This window comes from Zobellella maritima, assembly GCF_003075035.1.
Classification (GTDB): Bacteria; Pseudomonadota; Gammaproteobacteria; order Enterobacterales; family Aeromonadaceae; genus Oceanimonas; species Oceanimonas maritima.
In genome coordinates, this window is sequence record NZ_QCZE01000001.1 from 2,430,923 (window position 1) to 2,450,699 (window position 19,777).

Sequence of the window (19,777 nt, forward strand, 5' to 3'; positions counted from 1 at the left end):
CACCAACTGGAAACGTCGGGCCATTAGCTTATCGGTGGCGCCGGCAAGTTCATTTCTCTACTATGAGCACATCATTCCGCCGGAAGCTTTTTCTCATGCGCGACAAGCTGGAACAACGCTCTTTTCTGTTTATGCTGATGCTGGTCACCCTGCTGTTCGGCATCGTGTTGGAACCCTTCTGGGGCGCGATATTCTGGTCCTGTGCCATCAGCATCATTTTCTATCCGTTGCAGCTGCGATTGTTAGCGAAGCTGGGCAACAGGCCCAATACGGTTTCCCTGCTGACCCTGCTGGCCAGCGTGGTGATAGTAGTGCTGCCGGTACTGCTGATCGCCGGCTCCTTTGTCCAGGAAGGCGTCGCCTTCTATCAACGCATCGATCGGGGCGAGATCAGTCCGGCCCGCTTCCTGGAAGAAATACGCATCGCCTTCCCCCTGTTGCCCGAGTTACTGGAGCGATTCGGCATTGATCTGGAAAATATCCGCCAGAAACTGGCCGAGGCGGCGGTTGCGGCCAGCCGGCTGCTGGCGCAGAAAACCTTCACCGCCGGCCAGAGTACACTGAGCTTCATCGTCAATGTGGTGCTGATGCTCTATCTCACCTTCTTCCTGCTGCGGGACGGGCACCAACTGACCGAGCTGCTGGTCAAGGCCCTGCCCCTGGGGGACGAGCGGGAACGCATGCTGTTCAAGAAGTTTTCCGAGGTCATCCGCGCCACCGTCAAGGGCAATATACTGGTAGCCATGGCACAGGGGGCCCTGGGCGGTTTTATCTTCTGGTTGCTGGATATTCCCAGCCCCCTGCTGTGGGGCGTGGTGATGGCATTTCTATCACTGATCCCGGCGGTAGGGGCCGGGCTGGTCTGGCTGCCGGTGGCCATCTATCTGTATGCCAAGGGCGACTGGATAGCCGCCACTATCCTGATGGCTTACGGTGCCCTGGTGATAGGACTGGCGGATAATGTGCTGCGCCCTCTGCTGGTTGGCCGGGATACCAAGCTGCCGGACTATGTGGTGCTGTTTTCCACCCTGGGCGGAATCAGCCTGATGGGCATCAACGGCTTTGTTATCGGGCCGCTGATCGCCGCCCTGTTTATGGTGTTCTGGGGGATCTTCATGCGTGAATTCAACGTCACCCCCTAGAAGCTCTGGAGCAGGCTCATCATCTCCGGTGCCCGGCGGGTTTCCAACCCCGCTCGGTCCGGGCTTGCTAACCACCGGCACCCAGACCATCCAACTGCTCTGGACCTGCCAGTAAATCCCCCATGGTACGGGAAGAGCGCCATAGATAGGCCGGCCCCAGTTCAATAGCATACTCCCTCGCCTGCAGATTCGGCTCCTGGCGGTGTGCGCCGATGACCTGCTGCCGGAAACCATGACACACCTGAAACAGCCACTAACGTCCCCGATTATCAGGGGATGTAATGGATAGCATTGCTACCCGGGGGTATCGACAAAAAGGGGGCATATTTTCATGCCCCCTTTACTATCGATTCCCTGACCTTCGCAGGGCCGCTACTGTTAATCCAGTTTCAGTTCCAGATGAACGCTGTCGTCGAAATAATACTCGTCACAGTTGTTGCCGGGCCCGGCTCTGTCGACGACCAGGAATTCATCATTGTCGGTCAGCGCCAATACCGGGTGGTGCCACACTCCCCTATGGTAGTTGACGCCCTGACGGCCGCTGGCACGGAAGACGCGCACCGCGGCAGGATCAACCTGATAGGGGCCAGCCGGTGCGACAACCAACAGGTACTCGTTGCCGAACAGGGGGATAAACGCCTGGGAACCAAAGGGATGACGTTCCAGCATGCCGATCCGCAGGGGATATTCGAGGGGGGTTGCACGGAAGATACTGATGATTCCCTCTCCCTGCTGGTCGGTCTGTACCTCGGCCAGACGATGATAACGACGGGTTGAACCCTTGTTGATCATAAAGTAGTCACGCCCCTCCGATTCGATAACATCACCGAACGGCGCAAACGCTTCCTTGGTCAGCGGCTCTATGGCCAGCGTCTTGTTATACATGCTTTTCTCCGACTCAAAGGGCTTGAATTAAGGGTTCAGCCGCTTCTCAGTTTACAGCCAACGCCAAGGCCCGGTCATGCCGGGCCTCTGTTTTTCATGATGTGCCTGACTGTATTACAGATCGAGCAGGCGGAACAGCGCTATCTTGTTGATTTCGTTAAGAGCACGCTCAAACTCGGTATCGTAGTCATGATGGATACGTTCTTCGAAGGCCGCCAGGATCTGATGCCGGTTTGACCCTTTCACCGCCATGATAAAGGGGAACTGGAACTTGGCCTTATAGGCGTCGTTCAATTCGGTAAAACGGACAAACTCCTCGGCGGTGCACTGGTCGATACCCGCCCCGGCCTGCTCATTGGTAGAGGCCTTGGTAAGCTTGCCTTCGACCGCCGCCTTGCCGGCCAGGTCCGGGTGGGCGTTGATCAGGTCCAGCTGGGCCTGCTTGCTGGCACCGGCCAGGATACGCATCATGGCGGCATGCAACTGTTCTATCTCGTCATGCTCGGTATTCAGCCCCTGATCGAAAGCCTGCTCGGCCACCCAGGCAGAATGCTCGTAAATATCGCCGAACACGGCGACAAAATCGGCCCGGCCCATGGTACTGGGAGTACAGGTCTTGAACTGACTCATTATTTTGCTCCCTGATAAGGATGATACTCATGCCAGTGCCTGGCGATATCGATCCTGCGGGTAAACCACACCCGATCGTGGCTGCGGGCATACTTGATAAAGCGCTCCAGGGCGGCCATCCGGGCGGGACGGCCCAGCAGGCGACAATGCATGCCGATGGACAGCATCTTGGGTGACTCGGCCCCTTCTTCATAGAGCACATCGAAGGCATCTTTCAGATACTGGTAGAACTGCTCACCGCTGTTGAACCCCTGGGGGGTGGCAAAGCGCATATCGTTGGTATCCAGGGTATAGGGGATCACCAGGTGGCCCTTGCCGTTATTGTCGACCCAATAGGGCAGGTCATCGGCGTAGGAGTCGGAGTCATACATAAAGCCCCCCTCTTCCATTACCAGCTTACGAGTGTTGGGGCTGTCGCGCCCGGTATACCAGCCCAGGGGACGCTGTCCGCAGACCCGCTCGATAATGTCGACCGCTTCTCGCAGTTGCTGGCGCTCCTGCTCTTCATCCATCCACTGATAAGTGATCCATTTGAGGGCATGGGAACAGATTTCATGGCCTTCCTGTACGAAGGCCTTGGCCACTTCAGGATAGCGTTCTATGGCGGTGGCCACGGCAAAGATGGTGAGCGGAATGTCGTATTTCTTGAACAACCGCAACAGACGCCAGACGCCGGCACGGCTGCCATATTCATAGACAGACTCCATACTCATATGGCGGACGTCCTCGAAGGGCACGGCACCTGGCAGCTCGGACAAAAAGGCCTCGGACTCACCGTCACCATGCAACACGTTGCGCTCACCACCCTCTTCATAATTCAATACAAAAGAGATAGCGACACGCGCATTACCCGGCCATTGTGGGTGGGGAGGGTTAGCTCCATACCCGATGAGATCACGGGGATATTCGGCATTTTTACTCATCGGAGAACTCCTTGAAACTTGAGGCTAAATTAGCAGTTGCAACCAAAACAGCGAGAGCTCATTGGCTATCTTACTTCACTAAATTGTACACAATAAAATTAACCAATGTAAATAAACAGTTTTGTTTTTGTATCGAAGCACTCCTCTATATCCTTGCTTTAGCATGTCAAAGCAAAGACAATCCATTTCGATCAAGATACCAATAGCTTTTAACACAGCTTCATAGCTGTGTTGTACACATTTTCGTTAATTTAATGTAGACGAGCTATTTTATTTTGATATAAAGTTAATTTGTCGCCGCCACGCGGTGGTGATGTCACCTTAAGCATGAAAATGCGCTAACACACAAGGTAACGAATCATGGGAAGACTAACCACACACGTACTGGATACCGCCAAAGGATTGCCCGGCTCCGACATCAAGGTCGAGTTGTACCGGGTTGAAGGTGAACAGACCCAGCTGCTGAACACGGTTTATACCAACAGCGATGGCCGTACCGATGCTCCCATCCTGGCCGACGAGGACTATGTCACCGGCAAGTATCAGCTGGTATTCCACACCGCCAGTTACTTCCATAAGCAAGGCATCCGGCTGCTGGAGCCCGCCTTTCTGGACGATGTCGTGATCCGTTTTGGCCTGGTCGCCGAAGAAGATCATTATCACGTCCCGCTGCTTATTTCCCCCTACAGCTACTCGACTTATCGGGGCAGCTAACGATCATATCCGGCTAAATCCAAGCGATGCCGCCGCCGCAGGACAGCTGCCGCGGCATCGTAGGCCGGTGCCATATCGAAAATATTTGAGGACTTTAAGGTCATGGAAAACGTCAATAACGAGTCAACCAATCAGGAAGCGCTGCCGCAAGGCGAGAGCGGAGGCCTGCTCGACAAATGGTTCAAGCTGGGTGCCCACGGTACCACGGTAAAGACTGAACTGGTGGCGGGATTAACCACCTTCATCACCATGGCCTACATTATTTTCGTTAACCCCAATATCATGGCCGCCTCGGGCATGGATGCCGGCGCCGTATTTGTCGCCACCTGCATCGGCGCCGCCGTCGCCACCCTGTTTATGGGCCTGTACGCCAACTGGCCGGTCGGCCTGGCCCCGGGTATGGGTCTGAACGCCTTCTTTGCCTTTACCGTGGTCGGTGAAATGGGCTACAGCTGGGAAGTCGCCCTGGGAGCCGTGTTCTGGTCCGGCGTCATCTTCACCGCCATGAGTTTCTGGAAAATCCGTGAATGGGTACTGGATTCCATTCCCGAATCCCTGCGTTATGCCATGACCGCCGGTGTCGGCCTGTTCCTGGGGCTGATCGGCCTGAAGACCGCCGGCATAGTGGTAGACAACCCGGCCACCCTGGTGACCCTGGGCGACTTCACCAAGCCCAGCGCACTGCTGGCCGCCGTCTGTTTCCTGACCATCTCGATACTGGTACACCGCAAGGTATTCGGTGCCGTACTGATCGGGGTAATGAGCGTGACCCTGATCGGCCTGTTTATGGGCATAGTGGAATACAACGGCATCTTCGCCATGCCACCGAGCATTGAGCCCACCTTCCTGAAGCTGGATATCATGGCCGCCCTGGATATCGGCATGATCACCGTGATCCTGGCTTTCCTGTTCGTCAATATGTTCGACACCGCCGGCACCCTGATGGGCGTGGCCGAGCGTGCCAACCTGCGCCGGCCCGATGGCTCGATCGAAGGGTTGAAAAAATCCCTGAAGGCAGACAGCGCCTCCTCCGTGATCGGCACCTTTGTCGGTTGTCCGCCGGTAACCAGCTATGTGGAAAGCGCCGCCGGCGTGGCCGCCGGAGGCCGTACCGGCCTTACTGCGGTTACCGTGGCCCTGCTGTTCCTGCTGTCCATGTTCCTGGCCCCGCTGGCCGGCATGATACCGCCCTACGCCACTGCAGGAGCCCTGATATTCGTGGCCTTCGCCATGATGGGCAGCCTGGCCAGGATAGAGTGGGACGACTTTACCGAGATGGCCCCAGCAGCGGTCACCGCCCTGATGATGCCGCTGACCTTCTCCATTGCCAACGGCATCGCCATGGGCTTTGTCACCTATACGGTGCTGAAAATGGCCACCGGCCACCCGCGGGATGTATCGCTCAGCGTCTATGCCCTGAGCGCCATCTTTATCGCCAAGTTCGTGTTTATGTGAATCATCCTCTCAACAACCTAAAAACGATCCGCCTGCTGACGCTGTAACAAAGCCCGCAGGCGGATCGGTTTAAGTGGCTTGTGGACCACAGGGTAACCTAATGACTGAATGTGACGCAGCTGCTCCGGCTCGGTATCCCCCGTCACAATTACAGCGGGGATCTCGCATTTGAAGTGCCGGCTTAAGCACGCGATGACGTCGGTTCCCTGTGTCCCTGCCTGCAGATGATAGTCGGCCAAAATAAAGTCCGGGCAATGAGGCAAACGACTGGCCTGCTCCAAAGAGGCGGCCAGATCGACCCTGTATCCCCATCCCTCCAGCAAGGTGGCAGTGGCATGCAGGTTGTCCGGTTCATCATCGATCACCAGTACCCGCAGATCAAATGCATTGTGCTCAACGGGGGGGACCGGAATGCAGGGAACCGATTCTGCCTGTGAGGAGCCATGCAGCGGCACCAGTACCCGGAACAAGGAGCCGCGCCCAACCACGGAGCGTACCTCAATCTTATGCTCCAGCATCTGGCTGAGCCGGTTGGCAATCGACAGCCCAAGCCCCAGTCCCTGTCGCCGTACCTGCCCGACCTCCAGCTGGCGAAATTCACCAAACATCACTTCCAGCTGCTCTTCGGGAAAGCCGATGCCGGTATCCCACACTTCCAGTGCCAGCTGGCGGCCCTGTATACGAGCCGCCACCAGCACGCCGCCATGATCGGTATATTTAATGGCATTGCCAATCAGATTACGCAGGACCCGTCCCAGCATGGCCGGATCGCTCCAGGTACAGTAAGGACTGTGTCTGACCCTGAAGCTCAGGCTTTGACGATGCGCCTGGGGAGCAAACTCGCGCTCCATCGCCTTCAGGAAGGTATCCAGCTCCAGCCTTTGTGGTTGTGGCCGAAGCACGCCCGCATCCAGGCGGGACACGTCCAACAGGGAGTCAAACAAGCTCTGCATGGTCTGCAGGCAGGAGTCGATATCCTGCAGCAACTCACGCTCGGAAGGATGCCGCAGGCGCCCTTCCAGGGCCCCGAGCAGGATCCCCATGGCATGTAGCGGCTGACGCAGATCATGACTGGCCGCGGCCAGAAAGCGGGACTTGGCCTGGTTGGCCTGTTCCGCAGCCAGGGCGGCCGCATGCTCACGCCGCTCCGCTTCCTTGATCTCTGTGATGTCGGTGTAGATCCCCACGGTGCCACCATCACGGGTACGACGCTCCCGCGCCTGTAACCAGCGGCCGTCATGGTTCTTGACCTCGAATGACCCTTTCCCCTGCCGGTGCATCTCCATACGCCGTTTCCGATAAGCGGCGGGGGACTCGGGCACGTTCTCGATTTCGTTGAAGCTGATCACCCGGCCGGTACGGATATTCTGCTCCACCAACTCGGAAAACCTGACCCCGGGGCGGACCTTGTCCGGCTCCATGAATTGCAGCGGATACTTGCGGTTGCACAATACCAGTCGATCATCCGCATCCCAGTACACGAAGGCTTCCGCTATGTTTTCTATCGCATCCAGTAACCCGCCGGCCTGGCTGCTAAGCAGCTCCCACACCTCGGGGCTCGCGAGCTCCTGCAGAAAAGAGGTCAGTGAAGCCTGTTCCGAGTTATGGTCTGCATCTATCTTGTTCATGGGCCTGGTTCCTTGTTAACCGAGTGTCATGGCCAGCAATCGTGCTATATCGGCGGCATCCGCGTCGCGAGCATGACCAACCTGAAAAAAAGGAATGCCCAGGCTTTCAGCCCCGGCACCGTCTGTGACCGGGTTGTCGCCAATCATCAAGCTGAATTCCGCTCTGGCACCGGCTCGGACCAGGGCCGCTTCAAACAATGCCGGCTGTGGTTTGCCCAGTACCTGATGGTCCAGCTGTGGCACCGCGGCCCGGAACATGGCCAGCAGGCTGCCGGTTTCCGGCACCGGTTCGCCCTGCCAATCCGGATGGGTCAAATCCGGGTTGGCCACCAGCAGGGGGACACCGCGACTGAGGTGCTTTATCGCCTGCGCCAGGCGGGCATAGGTCAGGTCCAGATCACGGGTCAGCACCACACAGGCGGGATTCTCATCATCCAGCGTTGTACCCAGTGTAGCGGCGTAATGTTGCAGTTCAGTGCGCGCCAGCAACATCAGGGGCTGATGTGGAAAATGTTGCCGGGCGGTATGCAGGGCCAACTCTCCGGCGAGAACCATCCGCTCGGCCGGAATCGACAGCCCGAGCATCGCCAGCCAGGCGGCGAGCTCCCCGGCACTGTGACTGGAGTTATTGGACACCAGATAGAGGCGCTCCCCGGCCATCTCGATCAGGCGCTCGGCCCCCGGCAGTGCCCGACCACTGGCGATCAGACAGCCGTCCATATCCACCAGGACGGCCTCCGCCGAGGCGACCCGTTCGGCAACGGTAACGATGTCAGGTGCCAGTTTCATATTCATTATCCCTCCATTTCAATGACATGTCAGTCATGGGCACATTCGGTCCAGCCAGTTCAACCACTTACTGCTGATCGCATTCGGGCTCGTCACCCGGCATAAAACGTGCTGACATGTCCATGAACTCATGGTCGTGGATCACCACCTGGTCCCGGTCTAGCAGGGCCACCGCATAAGCCGGCGGCTCATGATTGAAGGCCAGCCGATCCGGCGTAGTCAGATCCAGCACCACCTGATGATTCATACTGCGCAGGGTGGAAAAGCCGATGCCCGCCCAGGTACCGTGGATGGGCCTGTGATAATGCCCGAAGAATAAATGTCTGACCCGGCCGTGCGCCTTCAGCAGCGCTTTGAGCGCCGCCGCATCTTCGCAATCGAGCCCGATCTGATCCATGGCCTTGATGCCGGTGGCAAAGGGGGCATGATGCATAAACAGATAGACGTCCCCCGGAGCCTGCTCCAGCTGCAGGGCCAGCCAGTCACGCCGCTTTGCACAGTAGGCACCGGCATGGGTACCATTCTTGACACTGTCCATAAAGATCAGAGTTCCGGCTTCGGTGTGCGTTACCGACTGAACGAAACCATGCTCATCCCTACCCAGCTCGGGAAATTGCCGACAAAGCCGTTCACGGTGATCGTGATTACCGATCACCAGCTGACAGGGTATCCGCAGCTGTCCAATAAGCGTTTGCAACAGTTCAAATGCAGCCGGATCTCCTCTGTGGGTCAGATCACCGGTAATCACACAGAGGGCAGCATCGCCGTGTTCTTCATTAATGGAATCGATACAGGCCTGCAGCCTCTCTTCCGGGCTCTGCCCATAGAGTGACTCGCCGGGCAAACACAAATGAGTATCGGTAAAGTGGATCAGTTTCATGCTGTTCTCGGTCGTTGATAGGCCCCACGAGGGGCATTGTTAATAATCAGCCCGGGAAAAGGTTCCATACCTACCCGAGCCAACTGACTTATTAAGGAGCTGTCCAATCAGCGGGGCAGTAACTGCTGAACATCACTGGCCATCTCCGCCAGAACCGCCGTCGGCTCTCCGGCACGATTGCCACTGGCGATGGACTGCATATGGTCATGGATTACTTGGGTGATCTTCAGGCCATTCTTGCCCGGGAAGGCATACCAGTCAGCCATCAGCGGCAGCTGCTTGACCGCCGTGTAATGATTCGGGTGGGTGGCATAGAAATCCTGAAGATATTGCTCGTTGGCTTTCTTGTTCGGGGGCATGTAGCCGGTGGTCTCTGCGACAATGGCAGCCCCCTTGCCGGAAGTGGCGAACTTGATAAACTGCCAGGCAGCCTGCTGCTTCTCCTTGTCCTTGGTCAACATGACCACCGCATTGCCCCCTGCCGGTAAGGCGCCGCCTTCGGTCACCCCTGGAAAAGCATGGGTTTTCATCTCGAAGCGATCCCCGATCATGGACTCGGCATTGGTGACATTCGAGGTCGAGTAGAACCACATGCCTGCCTTGCCGGAATAGAACGCCTGCTGCCCGTCCGCCTGAGAATAGTTGCGCATGCCCCCCTCATTGACGAAGCGGGCAAAGGTATTCATCGCCCACTGTCCCTCTTTTCCGTTAAAAGCGACCTCCTTTTCGTCCGCGGACAACATGGCCCCTCCCCTGGAGAAGACCGGCGCCTGCCACAGCCAGTTGCCGGTAATCTGCCAGCCATACACCATGCCGGTGATGTCTTCACCCAGGGCATCAATCTGACGCGACAGCTCGATAACCTGATCCCAGTTCTGGGGCAGCCTGCTTTCATCCCAGCCGGCCTGGCGCACCAGGTCCATGTTGTAGTAGGCGATCGGCAGGGAAACGGCAAACGGCAAGCCGTATACCTGCTGTTCATGGGTACCTATGTCCAGCATTGCCTGGTGGTAACCATCCCGGGCGAAGTCGGCTTCTTCGGCGATAAAGGGCTCGAGGGAAACGGCGATATCCCGCTCCACCAGGATGCGCAGTCGGTTCAGCCCCTGAAAGGACACATCGGGCAGACGCTGGGTAATGGCTTCACGCAGTACTTTTTGGGTACCATCCTCGTAGTTTTCGTAAGGGGCGCGGAATGTCAGCTTGATGTCCGGATGCTGGGCTTCAAACTCCTGCTGGATCTGCTCAAAGGTTTGTTTGAACGAACCACCGTAGGGGTATTGCACCACCAGCTCGGTGGCCGCCAGGGCCGAACCCGACAGGGACAGGGCGCCAGCGGCAAGCAGTGGTTGCAGGCATTTCAGTTTCATGGTGTTGCTCCGTATCAATGGAAATAATGGTTTTTAAAAGCTATTTCATGCCCGACAGCGTGATGCCTTCGATAAAGCGTTTCTGAGCCAGCAGGAAGGCCAGCACCAAAGGCGCAATAACCAGAGTGGCCGCCGCCATCAGGGGACCGTAGTCATTGCCGGTGTCATCGTTACGAAAGCTCACCAGGCCCAGCGGTGGGGTGTAGTAATCAGGCGAGTTGAGTACGATCAGTGGCCAGAAATAGTCATTCCAGTGGGCCACAATTGAGAAGATGCCAAACGAGATCAGCGCGGGAATGGCGGTGGGCAGCATCACCCGCCAGACAATGGCAAACTCGCTGAAACCGTCCATGCGGGCGGCATGGATCAAATCATCCGGCACCGTCATAAAAAACTGCCGCATCAGGAAGATGCCAAACACCGAAATGGAGAATGGCGCGATCAGGGCGGTGTAGCTGTCCAGCCAGCCGAACTGGTACATCAGCAAGTACCAGGGAATGGAAACCGCATGAGGCGGGATCAACAGACACAGCATAACAGCCCCAAACAGCACCTTTCGTCCCCGAAACTGCAGCTTGGCCAGGGCATAAGCCGCCGGTACCGCCACGCTGACCTGACAGAGGAAAATCGCTACGGTCACAATCAGGCCATTGAGCATAAACTGCAGCAAGGGCACACGGCTCAGGGCCTCGCGGTAGTTTTCCAGCAGATACCACTGCTCCGGTAACCAGCGCAGCTCAGCGCTGAAGATCTCCGTCGGTGGCTTGAAGGACGTCAGCAACATCCAGATAAAGGGAAGCAGCATGACAAGGGCACCACAGAGCAGCAGCAGATGGCGCAGCAGGCGGAATATCAGGGAAGCTTGCCGGTTCATGAGTAATGTACCTTGCGTTCGATAAAGCGGGTTTTAATCAGGGTCAGCAGCAGCACAAAGAACAGGAACACCACTGTCACCGCTGCCGCATAACTGGTGCGAAAATATTCGAAGGCCTCGGTGTACATGGTGTAGAGCAGCACCTCGGATGCCTTGTTCGGGCCGCCACGGGTCAGCACCTGAACCGTATCGAATACCTGGAAGGCCTTAATGGAGGTGATCACCACCACAAACAGGGTAATGGGCCCCAGCATGGGCCATGTCACCAGGCTGAAGCGCTGCCATACCGAACTGGCACCGTCCATTTCCGCCGCCTCGTAAAGGTGGCGAGGTACCGCCATCAGCCCAGAGAGAAACAGCACCATATTAAAGCCCACCTGCTGCCAGATGCCGATGCCGCACAGCACATACAGCACCAGGTCCGGATCCTGCAGCCAGTTGGGCCCCTTGATACCGACTTCCTTCAGCAAGAGGTTGAGCAGACCAAAATCAGGGTGCAGGATCACCTGCCAGACGATGGACATGGCGATCAGGGTGGCCATCACCGGCAGGAAATAGACCGCCCGGTAGAAGCCCTTGCCATATTCTCCCGCCTCGATCAGCATGGCAGTCCCCAGGCCAAGAAAGATGGAGCCCGGCACCACGATGGCCACATAGATGATGGTGTTCTTCAGGGAGCGCCAGAAGGTGTCATCACCGAACATCTCCTGATAATTGGCCAATCCCACCCACGCCAGGCTGTCCATCCCCAGCTGCCAGTCGGTAAACGACAGCAGCAGCACCGCCAGCAAGGGGCCAAGCAGAAACAACACCATAAGGGCGGCGGCAGGAGTCGACAGCAGCCAGCCGACCCGGCGCTGATGCGCGTCGGCACCACCGCCGCGACAGACAGTATGCTCAGGCGATGCGGCGCTGATACTGTTCATCGGCAGCCTCCCTGTTGATCCTGGTGGCGTCAATGCGTTGGCCAGCGGAATCGAATACCAGGGCCTGATCCAGCTTGAGCCGTATGCCCACCGACATCTCCAGGGCCAGTCCCTGTCCCTGTTCCACGCCACACCGCACCACCAGCGGCGCCGCGAGTTCCGCCACTGATACATGGACAAAATACTCGCCGCCCATGTTCTCCAGATAGGTCAGTCTGCCGCTCAGCTCACCCCCTTCAGTCGCACAGATGACAGCGCTTTCCGGCCTGATCCCCAGGGTCACAGACTCACCGACGCCGACATCGGTACTGACGGGTAGCAGATGACCGGCCAGTGCTACTCGACCACAAAGAGATACGGTGGCCGGTAACAGGTTGATCTTGGGGCTGCCGATAAACTCGGCCACCCGCACATCGACCGGATTGCGGTAGATTTCATCCGGGGTATCCACCTGCAGCAGCTCACCATCCATCATCAATGCGACCCGGTCGGACATGGTCATGGCCTCCGCCTGATCATGGGTCACATAGATAAAGGTGCTACCCAGCTGGCGGTGCAATTGGGCAATTTCGGAACGCATATGTACCCGGAGCTTGGCATCCAGGTTGGACAGCGGCTCATCCATCAGGAAAGCCGCCGGGCTGCGGACCATGGCCCGGCCCAGGGCAACGCGCTGCCGCTGGCCCCCCGACAACTCGCCCGGCTTGCGCTGCAGAAGGTGTTCAATCTGCAACAGGGAAGACACCTCGGCGACCTTTTCTTCGATCTCTTCTGCCAGCGCAGCGCTACCCGGCAGCCTGCGTCCAATCAGCGGCAGGCGCTGGAACCAGCTGCCGTTGCGCATCCGCAACGGGGTAGCAATGTTGTCGAAAACCGTGAGGTGCGGATAAAGCGCGTAGGACTGAAACACCATCGCCAGGTTACGCTCCTTGGGTCTCAGCTCGTCCACCACCTGTTCGCCTATTTGTATATGGCCGCCGGTCTGGGATTCCAGCCCGGCAATGATGCGCAGTAAGGTCGATTTGCCACAGCCGGATGGACCGATCAGAGTCATGAACTCGCCATCGCGAATGGTCAGCTCAATCTCTTTAAGGACCGAGGTCTGGCCAAATGCCTTGCGCAGGCGGTTGATGCTAATTTGTGCCAAAGCATGCTCCTCAAACGTCTTGTGTTGTTACGGTTGAGGTTCACGATAAGCCGGGAAAATGACAGTTTTATTATAAAAATAACTTTAAAATCATATACTTATGCACACGACAAAGAGTACATAAGTACTTTTTCACTTGCCTGGGTACTGATAACAAGCCCGATAAAACGGCAGCTAATGCACAGCACCTTGCTCTAACCCGTTGCTCTATTTGTGAATTGTATTCCGCTCACTTGCAATAAAAGTGTCTTGCAGAAAGGGTACTTTGGTACCTGTAGCGAGGAGACAAATACCACCATGAAAGTACTTTTGGCCGATGATCATGAGCTGATCCGCAAGGGGTTACGCCAACTTATCGAATACCATCTTGCGGAGTTGAATGTGCAGGAGTCTGCTTCCTTGCCCGCGACCATGGCGCGGTTGAGCGATGATGCCGATATCAGCCTGGTATTGTTGGATTTGCACCTGCCGGGGGCCATCGGCCTTGAAGGGATGAAGCAGTTACTGTCTCACTTCCCTGGAGTCGCCATCGTCCTGGTCTCTTCCGATGACACCCCCGAGACTATTATCACTGCCATCCGTCAGGGGGCTTCCGGTTATATCCCCAAATCCACCTGCAATCAGGTACTGATCAAGGCACTGGAGCTGGTGATTGCCGGTGGCGTCTATCTCCCGCCACACATATTGCAGTCCGGCAATACAGGCTCACCACCGACAACATATGCTGACAGCCTCGCCCCGGATCGGCCGGAATTAACAGGACTGACCCGGACGCAACACAGGATCCTCGGGCTACTTGCCCAGGGGCTGGGTAACAGGGAGATAGCAGATCAAAGTGGTCTCGCATTACAGACGGTAAAGAACCAAGTCAGCCGCATATTGCATGTCTTGCAACTGGAGAGCCGCGCGGCGGTAGCGGCTTATATGAACAGACAACAACGGCCATGCTCTTAATTAAGTTTGGTCAGAGCAGGGGGACAGGGACCTTTTTCCTGCCGACATCAACATATCCACAAAACGTCGCAACACGGGGCTGATGTCCTCTTTCAGCCAGGCCGCCTCGGTCACCACTGTCGCACTGGTACCGGTCAGCGGCAACATCACCACCCCGGTACGCATATAGTTGCTGGCGCATTCCAGATGAATGGTAATGCCGATATTGGCACTGATCAGGCCGAACATCCCTTCGCTGTTATAGGCTTCCTGCACTATGAGCGGCTGAAAACCGGCCTGCAGACAAAGCGCATCCAGATGCCGGCGGAAATGTTGCCAGCGGGACATCACTCCCACCACAAATGGCTCATCGGCCAGTTCGTGAATATCCACTGACGCTTGCCCGGCCAGCGGATGCCGCTCGGGCAGTACCGCCACAAAACGATCCACTTGTACCGGCTGATGCTCGATGGCCTCGCTGTGCAACGGGCTGGTTAAAAAGGCGATGTCGATTTTACGGCAGGCCAGCGCCTCCAGCTGATCCTGGGTCGAACCATAGATCAGTTCGATGGCGATATCCGGATAATGCCGACGAAAGGTATCGAGCAAACCGGGCAACACGCCGGTAATGGCGAAATCCGTATAACCAATGGCGAGACGTCCCAGATCACCTTTGGCCGCCTTCTGGGTCTGGCGTACCGTTTCCTCCAGATCTGCCAGCAACAGGCTACAACCGTCAAGAAACACGGCCCCGGCCGCGGTCAGTTCGACACGCCGGTTGTTCCGGTCGAAAAGACTGACTCCCAGTTGATGCTCCAGCAGCTGAATGCCGCGGCTCAGCGCCGGCTGGGCAATAGCCATATTGTCAGCGGCCTGACGAAAGTTCAGGGTCTCGGCTACTGCCATAAACTGGCGGATTTGCCGCAGTTCCACACGCATGGTGATACCTAAATGTTATCAATTGGTAAGGCAACAGTATTATACAAGTTAACACTGCTTCTCTAGTTTAGGAACTGCGCCTGATCGCCAGGATCAGGCATTGGTCGGCCGCTATACCCGGCCGGCATGGATGATAACCGGAGCCTGGTGCTTCGGTAAGATACGGAGTTCGCTATGGAAAGCTCGTTTCACGGTGTAATCGCATTTGCCCTGCTGGCCGGCATGCTGGTGATCGGCAGCCTGCTGAGAAAATATATTCCCTTGTTAAGACATTCACTGGTCCCCGCCAGTATTATCGGCGGCCTGCTGGGTTTCAGCTTGCTATCTTTCGACCTGCTCCCCGGCTTCGGTGCCGGTGATTTTACCACCCTCACCTTTCATTTCTTTACCCTCAGCTTTATGTCCCTGTGCCTGACCGGCAGCAGCAAGAACAAGTCCCTATCCGGCGGCAGCATCCTCCGCGGGGGTCTCTGGTTGACCCTGATCTGGACCATCAGTCTGGGAATTCAGGGGGTGCTGGGTTATGGGGTTATCCTCGCCTATGATCAACTGACCGGCTCGGATATCAGCGCCTTACTGGGGGCCATCATTACCCACGGCTTCACCCAGGGACCTGGTCAAGCGCTGACCTTCGGTACCATCTGGGAAAAAGAATACGGCATCAGTAATGCCGCCCAGGTGGGCATGATCTACGCCTCGCTCGGCTTTTTGGTGGCCTTCCTGGTCGGCGTGCCCTGGGCCAAACGGGTGATCCGCAAGGGCCAGAACCTGAACCGGGAATCCAGCATAGACGGGTATTTCCTGTCCGGCTTTTATTCGCCCGAAGACAAGCCGGAGACCGGTCGCATGGTAACCCACAGTGCCAACATGGACTCAGTCGCCTGGCACCTGGGCCTGCTGGCCATCGCCTATGTGCTTACCCATATATGGCTGTTGTCGGTACGTGATCTGGTTACCGGTTTCAGCCCCTGGGGCCTGAATCTGGGCGTGCTGTTCAGCCATAACATGTTCTTCATCCACGGCCTGGGCGTGTGCGTGCTGATGCGTCTATTCATCGACAAGGCCGGCCTGAACCGCTATGTGGATGACGATACCCTGAAGCGCATCACCGGCAGCTCGGTCGACTTCATGGTGGTCGGTACCCTGATGAGCATACAGTTTGCCGTGCTTTATTCCCTGCTGACCCCGATCCTGCTGGTGACCCTGACCGTCACCCTGGCTACCCTCGCCGGCTGCTGGTGGCTGGGCCGCCTTAGCGGCAAACTGGGCCATGAACGGGCGCTGACCTCCTTTGGCTGCTGCTGCGGCTCCACCGGTACCGGCCTGCTGCTGCTGCGCATGCTGGATGCCGACTTCAGCACCTCGGTCGCCAAGGAACTGGCCTTCTTCAACCTGGCCATCGTACTGGTCAACATGCATCTGCTGTTTATCTTTGCCCCCATAGCCCCTTCCCTGAGCACCGGAGCCTATCTGCTGGCCTTCGGCGGCACGGCTCTGGTTGCCCTGGTGCTGGTGCCCCTGCTGATGGGAAAGCTGAAAACGGGTGCACCGCTCAATAATGTCAAGGAGGCAGTTAAATGAGCATTACCCTGTTTTGCGCCCGGCGCATCATCACCATGGATCCCTCGCTGCCCGAGGCTACCCATATCGCCGTGCAGGACGGCAAGGTACTGGCCGTCGGCCCGCTCGAGGAACTTCAGGACCTGGGCGAGTATCAACTGGACGATCGCTTCGCCGACAAGGTGATCCTGCCCGGTTTCGTCGAAGGCCATAGCCATGCCCTGGAAGGGGCCATGTGGCAGTATCTTTACCTGGGCTATTTCCCCCGTCAGGATCCCCATGGCAACACCTGGAGCGGGGTAACCAGCCTGGCGGAAATGCAGCAACGGTTACGACAGCAGGCCGACCGCCTGCCTGCCGGTGAGCCCCTGATTGCCTGGGGTTTCGATCCCGTCTATTTCGAAGGCATGCGCCTGGACCGACAGGTACTGGATCAGGCGGTAGACAACCGACCCTTGGTGATCTTTCACGCCAGCCTGCATGTGATGACGGTTAACAGCTACATGCTGGAAATGGCGCAACTGACACAACACGCCGGCATAGAGGGCATCATGCTGGATGCGGACGGCCGCCCCAACGGTGAGCTACAGGAAATGGCCGCCATGCATGCGGTGTTCGAGGCCTTGGGCTGCAACCTGTTTGAAGAGGTGTCTTCCCTGTCCGCCCTACGGGCCTATGGCCAGGTGGCCAGGCGCGCCGGCGTCACCACCATCACGGATCTGTACAATCCGCTGACCGAGGCAGGCATTGCCGCGCTGCGGGAAATCACCGCTGCACCCGACTACCCGGTGCGCCTGGTACCGGCGATGAGCGCCCTGTCCTGGACTGCGGAGCAAGGCATAGCGCGGCTGCAGGACTGCCAGCAGCAGGGCAACGACAAGCTGCATTTCGGCCTGGTCAAGCTGATGACTGACGGTTCCATTCAAGGCTATACCGCCCGTATGCAATGGCCGGGCTACCATGACGGCCATTCCAACGGTATCTGGAATGCGCCCCCGGAAACCCTGCATCAGCTGGTGCAGGACTACCACCAGGCCGGGCTGCAATTACATATCCATACCAATGGCGACCAGGCGGTGGAGCTGATGCTCAACGCCATCGAGGATGCCCAGACCCTGTGGCCCAGGCCGGATCACCGCCATACCCTGCAACACTGCCAGTTTATCAGCCAAGCCCAACTGCGCCGGGCGGCCCGTCTTGGCGTCTGCCTGAATATGTTTGCCAACCATATCTATTACTGGGGCGATATCCACCGCCGCAAGACCCTGGGCTTCGCCCGCTCCCGCCGGCTTGAACCCCTGGCCTCGGCATTGCGGCTGAATATCCCCACCGCCATGCACTCGGACGCCCCGGTGACGCCGCTTGGCCCTCTGTTTACCGCCTGGTGCGCGGCACAAAGGCAAACCGCCAGCGGCGCAAGTCTGGGGCTGGAAGAGCGCCTCAATGTCACCGATGCCCTGCAGATGATCACCCTGGGTGCCGCCTACACCCTGCGCCTGGATCACCTGGTGGGCAGCCTGGAGGTAGGCAAGTTCGCGGACATGGTGGTGCTGGACGAGGATCCTCTGCAGATCCCCGCCGAACGGCTGCGCGATATCAGGGTCCATGCCACTGTGCTGGGAGGACAAGTCCATGAAAATGACTAAGGCCATTCCGGTGACCCTGCTCACCGGCTTTCTCGGGGCCGGCAAGACCAGCTACCTGAACAGGCTGTTGAGTCAGGGGCTCCCCCCGGACAGCCTGATCCTGGTCAACGACTTTGGCAGCATCAATATCGATGCCGAGCTGATCGAATACAGCGATGAACACATCATGCGTCTGAGCAACGGCTGCATCTGCTGTACCCTGGGTGGCAGCCTGGCGGAACGGCTGGCCGAGTTACTGCGTATGTCACCGCTGCCTGCCGCCATCTATATCGAAGCCAGCGGCATCGCCAACCCGACACGCATCGCCGATATGGTCAGGGTTTCCCCCCGGCTGAATCTGACCGAGGTAGTGTGTCTGGTCGATGCCGGCCAGGCGGAACGTTACAGCCAGGATCCGCTGGTGAGCGAAGTCTGGCATCAGCAGATACGGGCTGCCAGCCGGCTGATCATCAACAGACTGCCTCCTTCCCTGAGCCTGCCCACGGTGCTGAATCAGCTGGTGAACCATTCCCGGGCACGGGTGGAACGCTTGCCCGGAGCAGCAGAGATGGCTGCCATTGCCGACTCCAGGCCGGCACCGAGAACAACAGGTAATGGCCGCTGGCATTCCTTCAGCCAGACGTTTGATCACGCCATCGATGGTCAGCGACTGGCGGACTTGTTGCACGATTATGGGGATGTGCTGCTTCGGGCCAAAGGCATGCTGCAGCGCCGGGGGGGCGACAAAGCCGAGGTGCTGCAACTCAGTGGCGGCAGGCTGAACTGGTCACCGGTCGTGAAGAGCCCGGCCAAGGGGCAACTGGTGTGTATCGGCGCAAATGGAGAACGACTGAACCAGCTGGCCCGGGAAATAGCCGCGCTGAATACCCAATATTGATGTTTAAGAGGGGGCTTCTTTACGAGGGCACACGGACATAACTCCTGCCGGTGTTATGTCCGTGCATTGACGGAGGGTTACACCGCTTTCTTGTAGTAGACGTCCTTGTCCAGCTCACCTTCGCTATGGGCGATCAACACGGATACCGCCGCATCTCCGGTGACATTAATGGTGGTGCGCGCCATGTCCAGGATCCGGTCGATACCGGCCACCAGGGCAACGCCTTCGAGCGGCAGGCCCACCGAGCTCAGCACCAGAGACAGGACAATCAGGCCGCCGCCGGGTACTGATGCGGTGCCGATAGAGGCCAGGATGGCGGTCAGCAGTATCATGCTGCCAAACCTGCAACCGCTTCCACCAGTTGACATTGTTTAATTGTGTTTGGACCGTTGCCGTATTCATAGTTGAATTCCTTTTCAATCATACCTTCGGGTTAAATAAAAATAAAAAAGCGACAAA

Annotated in this window: 19 protein-coding genes and 1 pseudogene; 7 read left to right on the forward strand and 13 right to left on the reverse strand. The window is 57.6% G+C overall.

Annotation, left to right across the window (positions count from 1 at the left end; genetic code table 11):
* Positions 1 to 95 precede the first annotated feature (95 nt).
* Positions 96 to 1,142, forward strand: coding sequence for an AI-2E family transporter (locus tag DCS96_RS11255; RefSeq protein WP_116474351.1), 1,047 nt, complete (start codon positions 96 to 98; stop codon positions 1,140 to 1,142).
* Between the two features lie 67 nt (positions 1,143 to 1,209).
* Here DCS96_RS11255 and DCS96_RS18595 read toward each other — a convergent pair whose 3' ends face one another.
* From DCS96_RS18595 to puuE, 4 genes are all read right to left on the reverse strand, one after another.
* Complete coding sequence (locus tag DCS96_RS18595; protein ID WP_157953627.1) at positions 1,210 to 1,383, reverse strand: hypothetical protein; 174 nt, start codon at positions 1,381 to 1,383, stop codon at positions 1,210 to 1,212.
* Between the two features lie 137 nt (positions 1,384 to 1,520).
* Complete coding sequence (locus DCS96_RS11260) at positions 1,521 to 2,027, reverse strand: ureidoglycolate lyase (protein ID WP_116474352.1); 507 nt, start codon at positions 2,025 to 2,027, stop codon at positions 1,521 to 1,523.
* Between the two features lie 114 nt (positions 2,028 to 2,141).
* The gene (uraD, locus tag DCS96_RS11265) at positions 2,142 to 2,657 is read right to left on the reverse strand and encodes a 2-oxo-4-hydroxy-4-carboxy-5-ureidoimidazoline decarboxylase (RefSeq protein ID WP_116474353.1); all 516 of its coding nucleotides are present in this window, start codon (positions 2,655 to 2,657) and stop codon (positions 2,142 to 2,144) included.
* Complete coding sequence (gene puuE / locus DCS96_RS11270; RefSeq protein WP_116474354.1) at positions 2,657 to 3,580, reverse strand: allantoinase PuuE; 924 nt, start codon at positions 3,578 to 3,580, stop codon at positions 2,657 to 2,659. The genes uraD and puuE overlap by 1 nt, the downstream gene beginning before the upstream one ends.
* A gap of 360 nt (positions 3,581 to 3,940) precedes the next feature.
* On the opposite strand from puuE, the gene uraH reads away from it, so the two are divergent.
* The gene (gene uraH / locus DCS96_RS11275) at positions 3,941 to 4,294 is read left to right on the forward strand and encodes a hydroxyisourate hydrolase (RefSeq protein ID WP_116474355.1); all 354 of its coding nucleotides are present in this window, start codon (positions 3,941 to 3,943) and stop codon (positions 4,292 to 4,294) included.
* Positions 4,295 to 4,396: 102 nt separating this feature from the next.
* Complete coding sequence (locus DCS96_RS11280) at positions 4,397 to 5,749, forward strand: NCS2 family permease (protein WP_116474356.1); 1,353 nt, start codon at positions 4,397 to 4,399, stop codon at positions 5,747 to 5,749.
* A gap of 17 nt (positions 5,750 to 5,766) precedes the next feature.
* Here DCS96_RS11280 and DCS96_RS11285 read toward each other — a convergent pair whose 3' ends face one another.
* From DCS96_RS11285 to DCS96_RS11315, 7 genes are all read right to left on the reverse strand, one after another.
* A complete protein-coding gene (locus DCS96_RS11285) occupies positions 5,767 to 7,377 on the reverse strand; it encodes a hybrid sensor histidine kinase/response regulator (protein ID WP_116474357.1) in 1,611 nt (536 codons plus the stop codon).
* Between the two features lie 15 nt (positions 7,378 to 7,392).
* On the reverse strand, positions 7,393 to 8,166 hold the full coding sequence (locus DCS96_RS11290) for an HAD-IIA family hydrolase (protein WP_198650007.1): 774 nt from the start codon (positions 8,164 to 8,166) through the stop codon (positions 7,393 to 7,395).
* Positions 8,167 to 8,233: 67 nt separating this feature from the next.
* A complete protein-coding gene (locus tag DCS96_RS11295; protein ID WP_116474359.1) occupies positions 8,234 to 9,046 on the reverse strand; it encodes a phosphodiesterase in 813 nt (270 codons plus the stop codon).
* 107 nt (positions 9,047 to 9,153) lie between these two features.
* Positions 9,154 to 10,416 (reverse strand): ABC transporter substrate-binding protein, encoded by a 1,263-nt coding sequence (locus tag DCS96_RS11300; RefSeq protein ID WP_116474360.1) that lies wholly within the window; start codon positions 10,414 to 10,416, stop codon positions 9,154 to 9,156.
* Between the two features lie 40 nt (positions 10,417 to 10,456).
* Positions 10,457 to 11,290, reverse strand: a complete 834-nt coding sequence (locus tag DCS96_RS11305) for a carbohydrate ABC transporter permease (RefSeq protein ID WP_116474361.1) — start codon at positions 11,288 to 11,290, stop codon at positions 10,457 to 10,459.
* Entirely contained in the window at positions 11,287 to 12,216 is a 930-nt protein-coding gene (locus DCS96_RS11310) for a carbohydrate ABC transporter permease (RefSeq protein ID WP_116474362.1), read from the reverse strand. Before DCS96_RS11310 ends, DCS96_RS11305 begins: the two co-directional genes overlap by 4 nt.
* Entirely contained in the window at positions 12,188 to 13,363 is a 1,176-nt protein-coding gene (locus DCS96_RS11315; protein ID WP_116474363.1) for an ABC transporter ATP-binding protein, read from the reverse strand. The genes DCS96_RS11310 and DCS96_RS11315 overlap by 29 nt, the downstream gene beginning before the upstream one ends.
* A 297-nt stretch (positions 13,364 to 13,660) precedes the next feature.
* Here DCS96_RS11315 and DCS96_RS11320 point away from each other — a divergent pair, with 297 nt between their 5' ends.
* A complete protein-coding gene (locus DCS96_RS11320; RefSeq protein WP_116474364.1) occupies positions 13,661 to 14,317 on the forward strand; it encodes a response regulator in 657 nt (218 codons plus the stop codon).
* Here DCS96_RS11320 and DCS96_RS11325 read toward each other — a convergent pair whose 3' ends face one another.
* The gene (locus DCS96_RS11325) at positions 14,318 to 15,235 is read right to left on the reverse strand and encodes a LysR family transcriptional regulator (protein WP_116474365.1); all 918 of its coding nucleotides are present in this window, start codon (positions 15,233 to 15,235) and stop codon (positions 14,318 to 14,320) included.
* Between the two features lie 174 nt (positions 15,236 to 15,409).
* Here DCS96_RS11325 and DCS96_RS11330 point away from each other — a divergent pair, with 174 nt between their 5' ends.
* The 3 genes from DCS96_RS11330 to DCS96_RS18600 are packed head-to-tail and all read left to right on the forward strand — an operon-like array spanning position 15,410 to position 19,318.
* Positions 15,410 to 16,816, forward strand: a complete 1,407-nt coding sequence (locus DCS96_RS11330) for a sodium/glutamate symporter (RefSeq protein WP_116474366.1) — start codon at positions 15,410 to 15,412, stop codon at positions 16,814 to 16,816.
* Positions 16,813 to 18,441 (forward strand): amidohydrolase, encoded by a 1,629-nt coding sequence (locus DCS96_RS11335; protein WP_116474367.1) that lies wholly within the window; start codon positions 16,813 to 16,815, stop codon positions 18,439 to 18,441. The genes DCS96_RS11330 and DCS96_RS11335 overlap by 4 nt, the downstream gene beginning before the upstream one ends.
* Positions 18,428 to 19,318, forward strand: coding sequence for a CobW family GTP-binding protein (locus tag DCS96_RS18600; RefSeq protein ID WP_198650008.1), 891 nt, complete (start codon positions 18,428 to 18,430; stop codon positions 19,316 to 19,318). Before DCS96_RS11335 ends, DCS96_RS18600 begins: the two co-directional genes overlap by 14 nt.
* A gap of 77 nt (positions 19,319 to 19,395) precedes the next feature.
* On the opposite strand, the pseudogene DCS96_RS11350 reads toward DCS96_RS18600, so the two are convergent.
* Positions 19,396 to 19,647: pseudogene (locus DCS96_RS11350) on the reverse strand (dicarboxylate/amino acid:cation symporter); the annotation flags it as partial.
* Positions 19,648 to 19,777 lie beyond the last annotated feature (130 nt).

Coding starts and splice junctions, on each gene's coding strand:
- DCS96_RS11255 (WP_116474351.1), top strand. CDS start 96: ATGCGCGACAAGCTGGAACAACGCTCTTTTCTGTTTATGCTGATGCTG.
- DCS96_RS11260 (WP_116474352.1), bottom strand. CDS start 2,027: ATGTATAACAAGACGCTGGCCATAGAGCCGCTGACCAAGGAAGCGTTT.
- uraD (WP_116474353.1), bottom strand. CDS start 2,657: ATGAGTCAGTTCAAGACCTGTACTCCCAGTACCATGGGCCGGGCCGAT.
- puuE (WP_116474354.1), bottom strand. CDS start 3,580: ATGAGTAAAAATGCCGAATATCCCCGTGATCTCATCGGGTATGGAGCT.
- uraH (WP_116474355.1), top strand. CDS start 3,941: ATGGGAAGACTAACCACACACGTACTGGATACCGCCAAAGGATTGCCC.
- DCS96_RS11280 (WP_116474356.1), top strand. CDS start 4,397: ATGGAAAACGTCAATAACGAGTCAACCAATCAGGAAGCGCTGCCGCAA.
- DCS96_RS11285 (WP_116474357.1), bottom strand. CDS start 7,377: ATGAACAAGATAGATGCAGACCATAACTCGGAACAGGCTTCACTGACC.
- DCS96_RS11290 (WP_198650007.1), bottom strand. CDS start 8,166: ATGAAACTGGCACCTGACATCGTTACCGTTGCCGAACGGGTCGCCTCG.
- DCS96_RS11295 (WP_116474359.1), bottom strand. CDS start 9,046: ATGAAACTGATCCACTTTACCGATACTCATTTGTGTTTGCCCGGCGAG.
- DCS96_RS11300 (WP_116474360.1), bottom strand. CDS start 10,416: ATGAAACTGAAATGCCTGCAACCACTGCTTGCCGCTGGCGCCCTGTCC.
- DCS96_RS11305 (WP_116474361.1), bottom strand. CDS start 11,290: ATGAACCGGCAAGCTTCCCTGATATTCCGCCTGCTGCGCCATCTGCTG.
- DCS96_RS11310 (WP_116474362.1), bottom strand. CDS start 12,216: ATGAACAGTATCAGCGCCGCATCGCCTGAGCATACTGTCTGTCGCGGC.
- DCS96_RS11320 (WP_116474364.1), top strand. CDS start 13,661: ATGAAAGTACTTTTGGCCGATGATCATGAGCTGATCCGCAAGGGGTTA.
- DCS96_RS11325 (WP_116474365.1), bottom strand. CDS start 15,235: ATGCGTGTGGAACTGCGGCAAATCCGCCAGTTTATGGCAGTAGCCGAG.
- DCS96_RS11330 (WP_116474366.1), top strand. CDS start 15,410: ATGGAAAGCTCGTTTCACGGTGTAATCGCATTTGCCCTGCTGGCCGGC.
- DCS96_RS11335 (WP_116474367.1), top strand. CDS start 16,813: ATGAGCATTACCCTGTTTTGCGCCCGGCGCATCATCACCATGGATCCC.
- DCS96_RS18600 (WP_198650008.1), top strand. CDS start 18,428: ATGAAAATGACTAAGGCCATTCCGGTGACCCTGCTCACCGGCTTTCTC.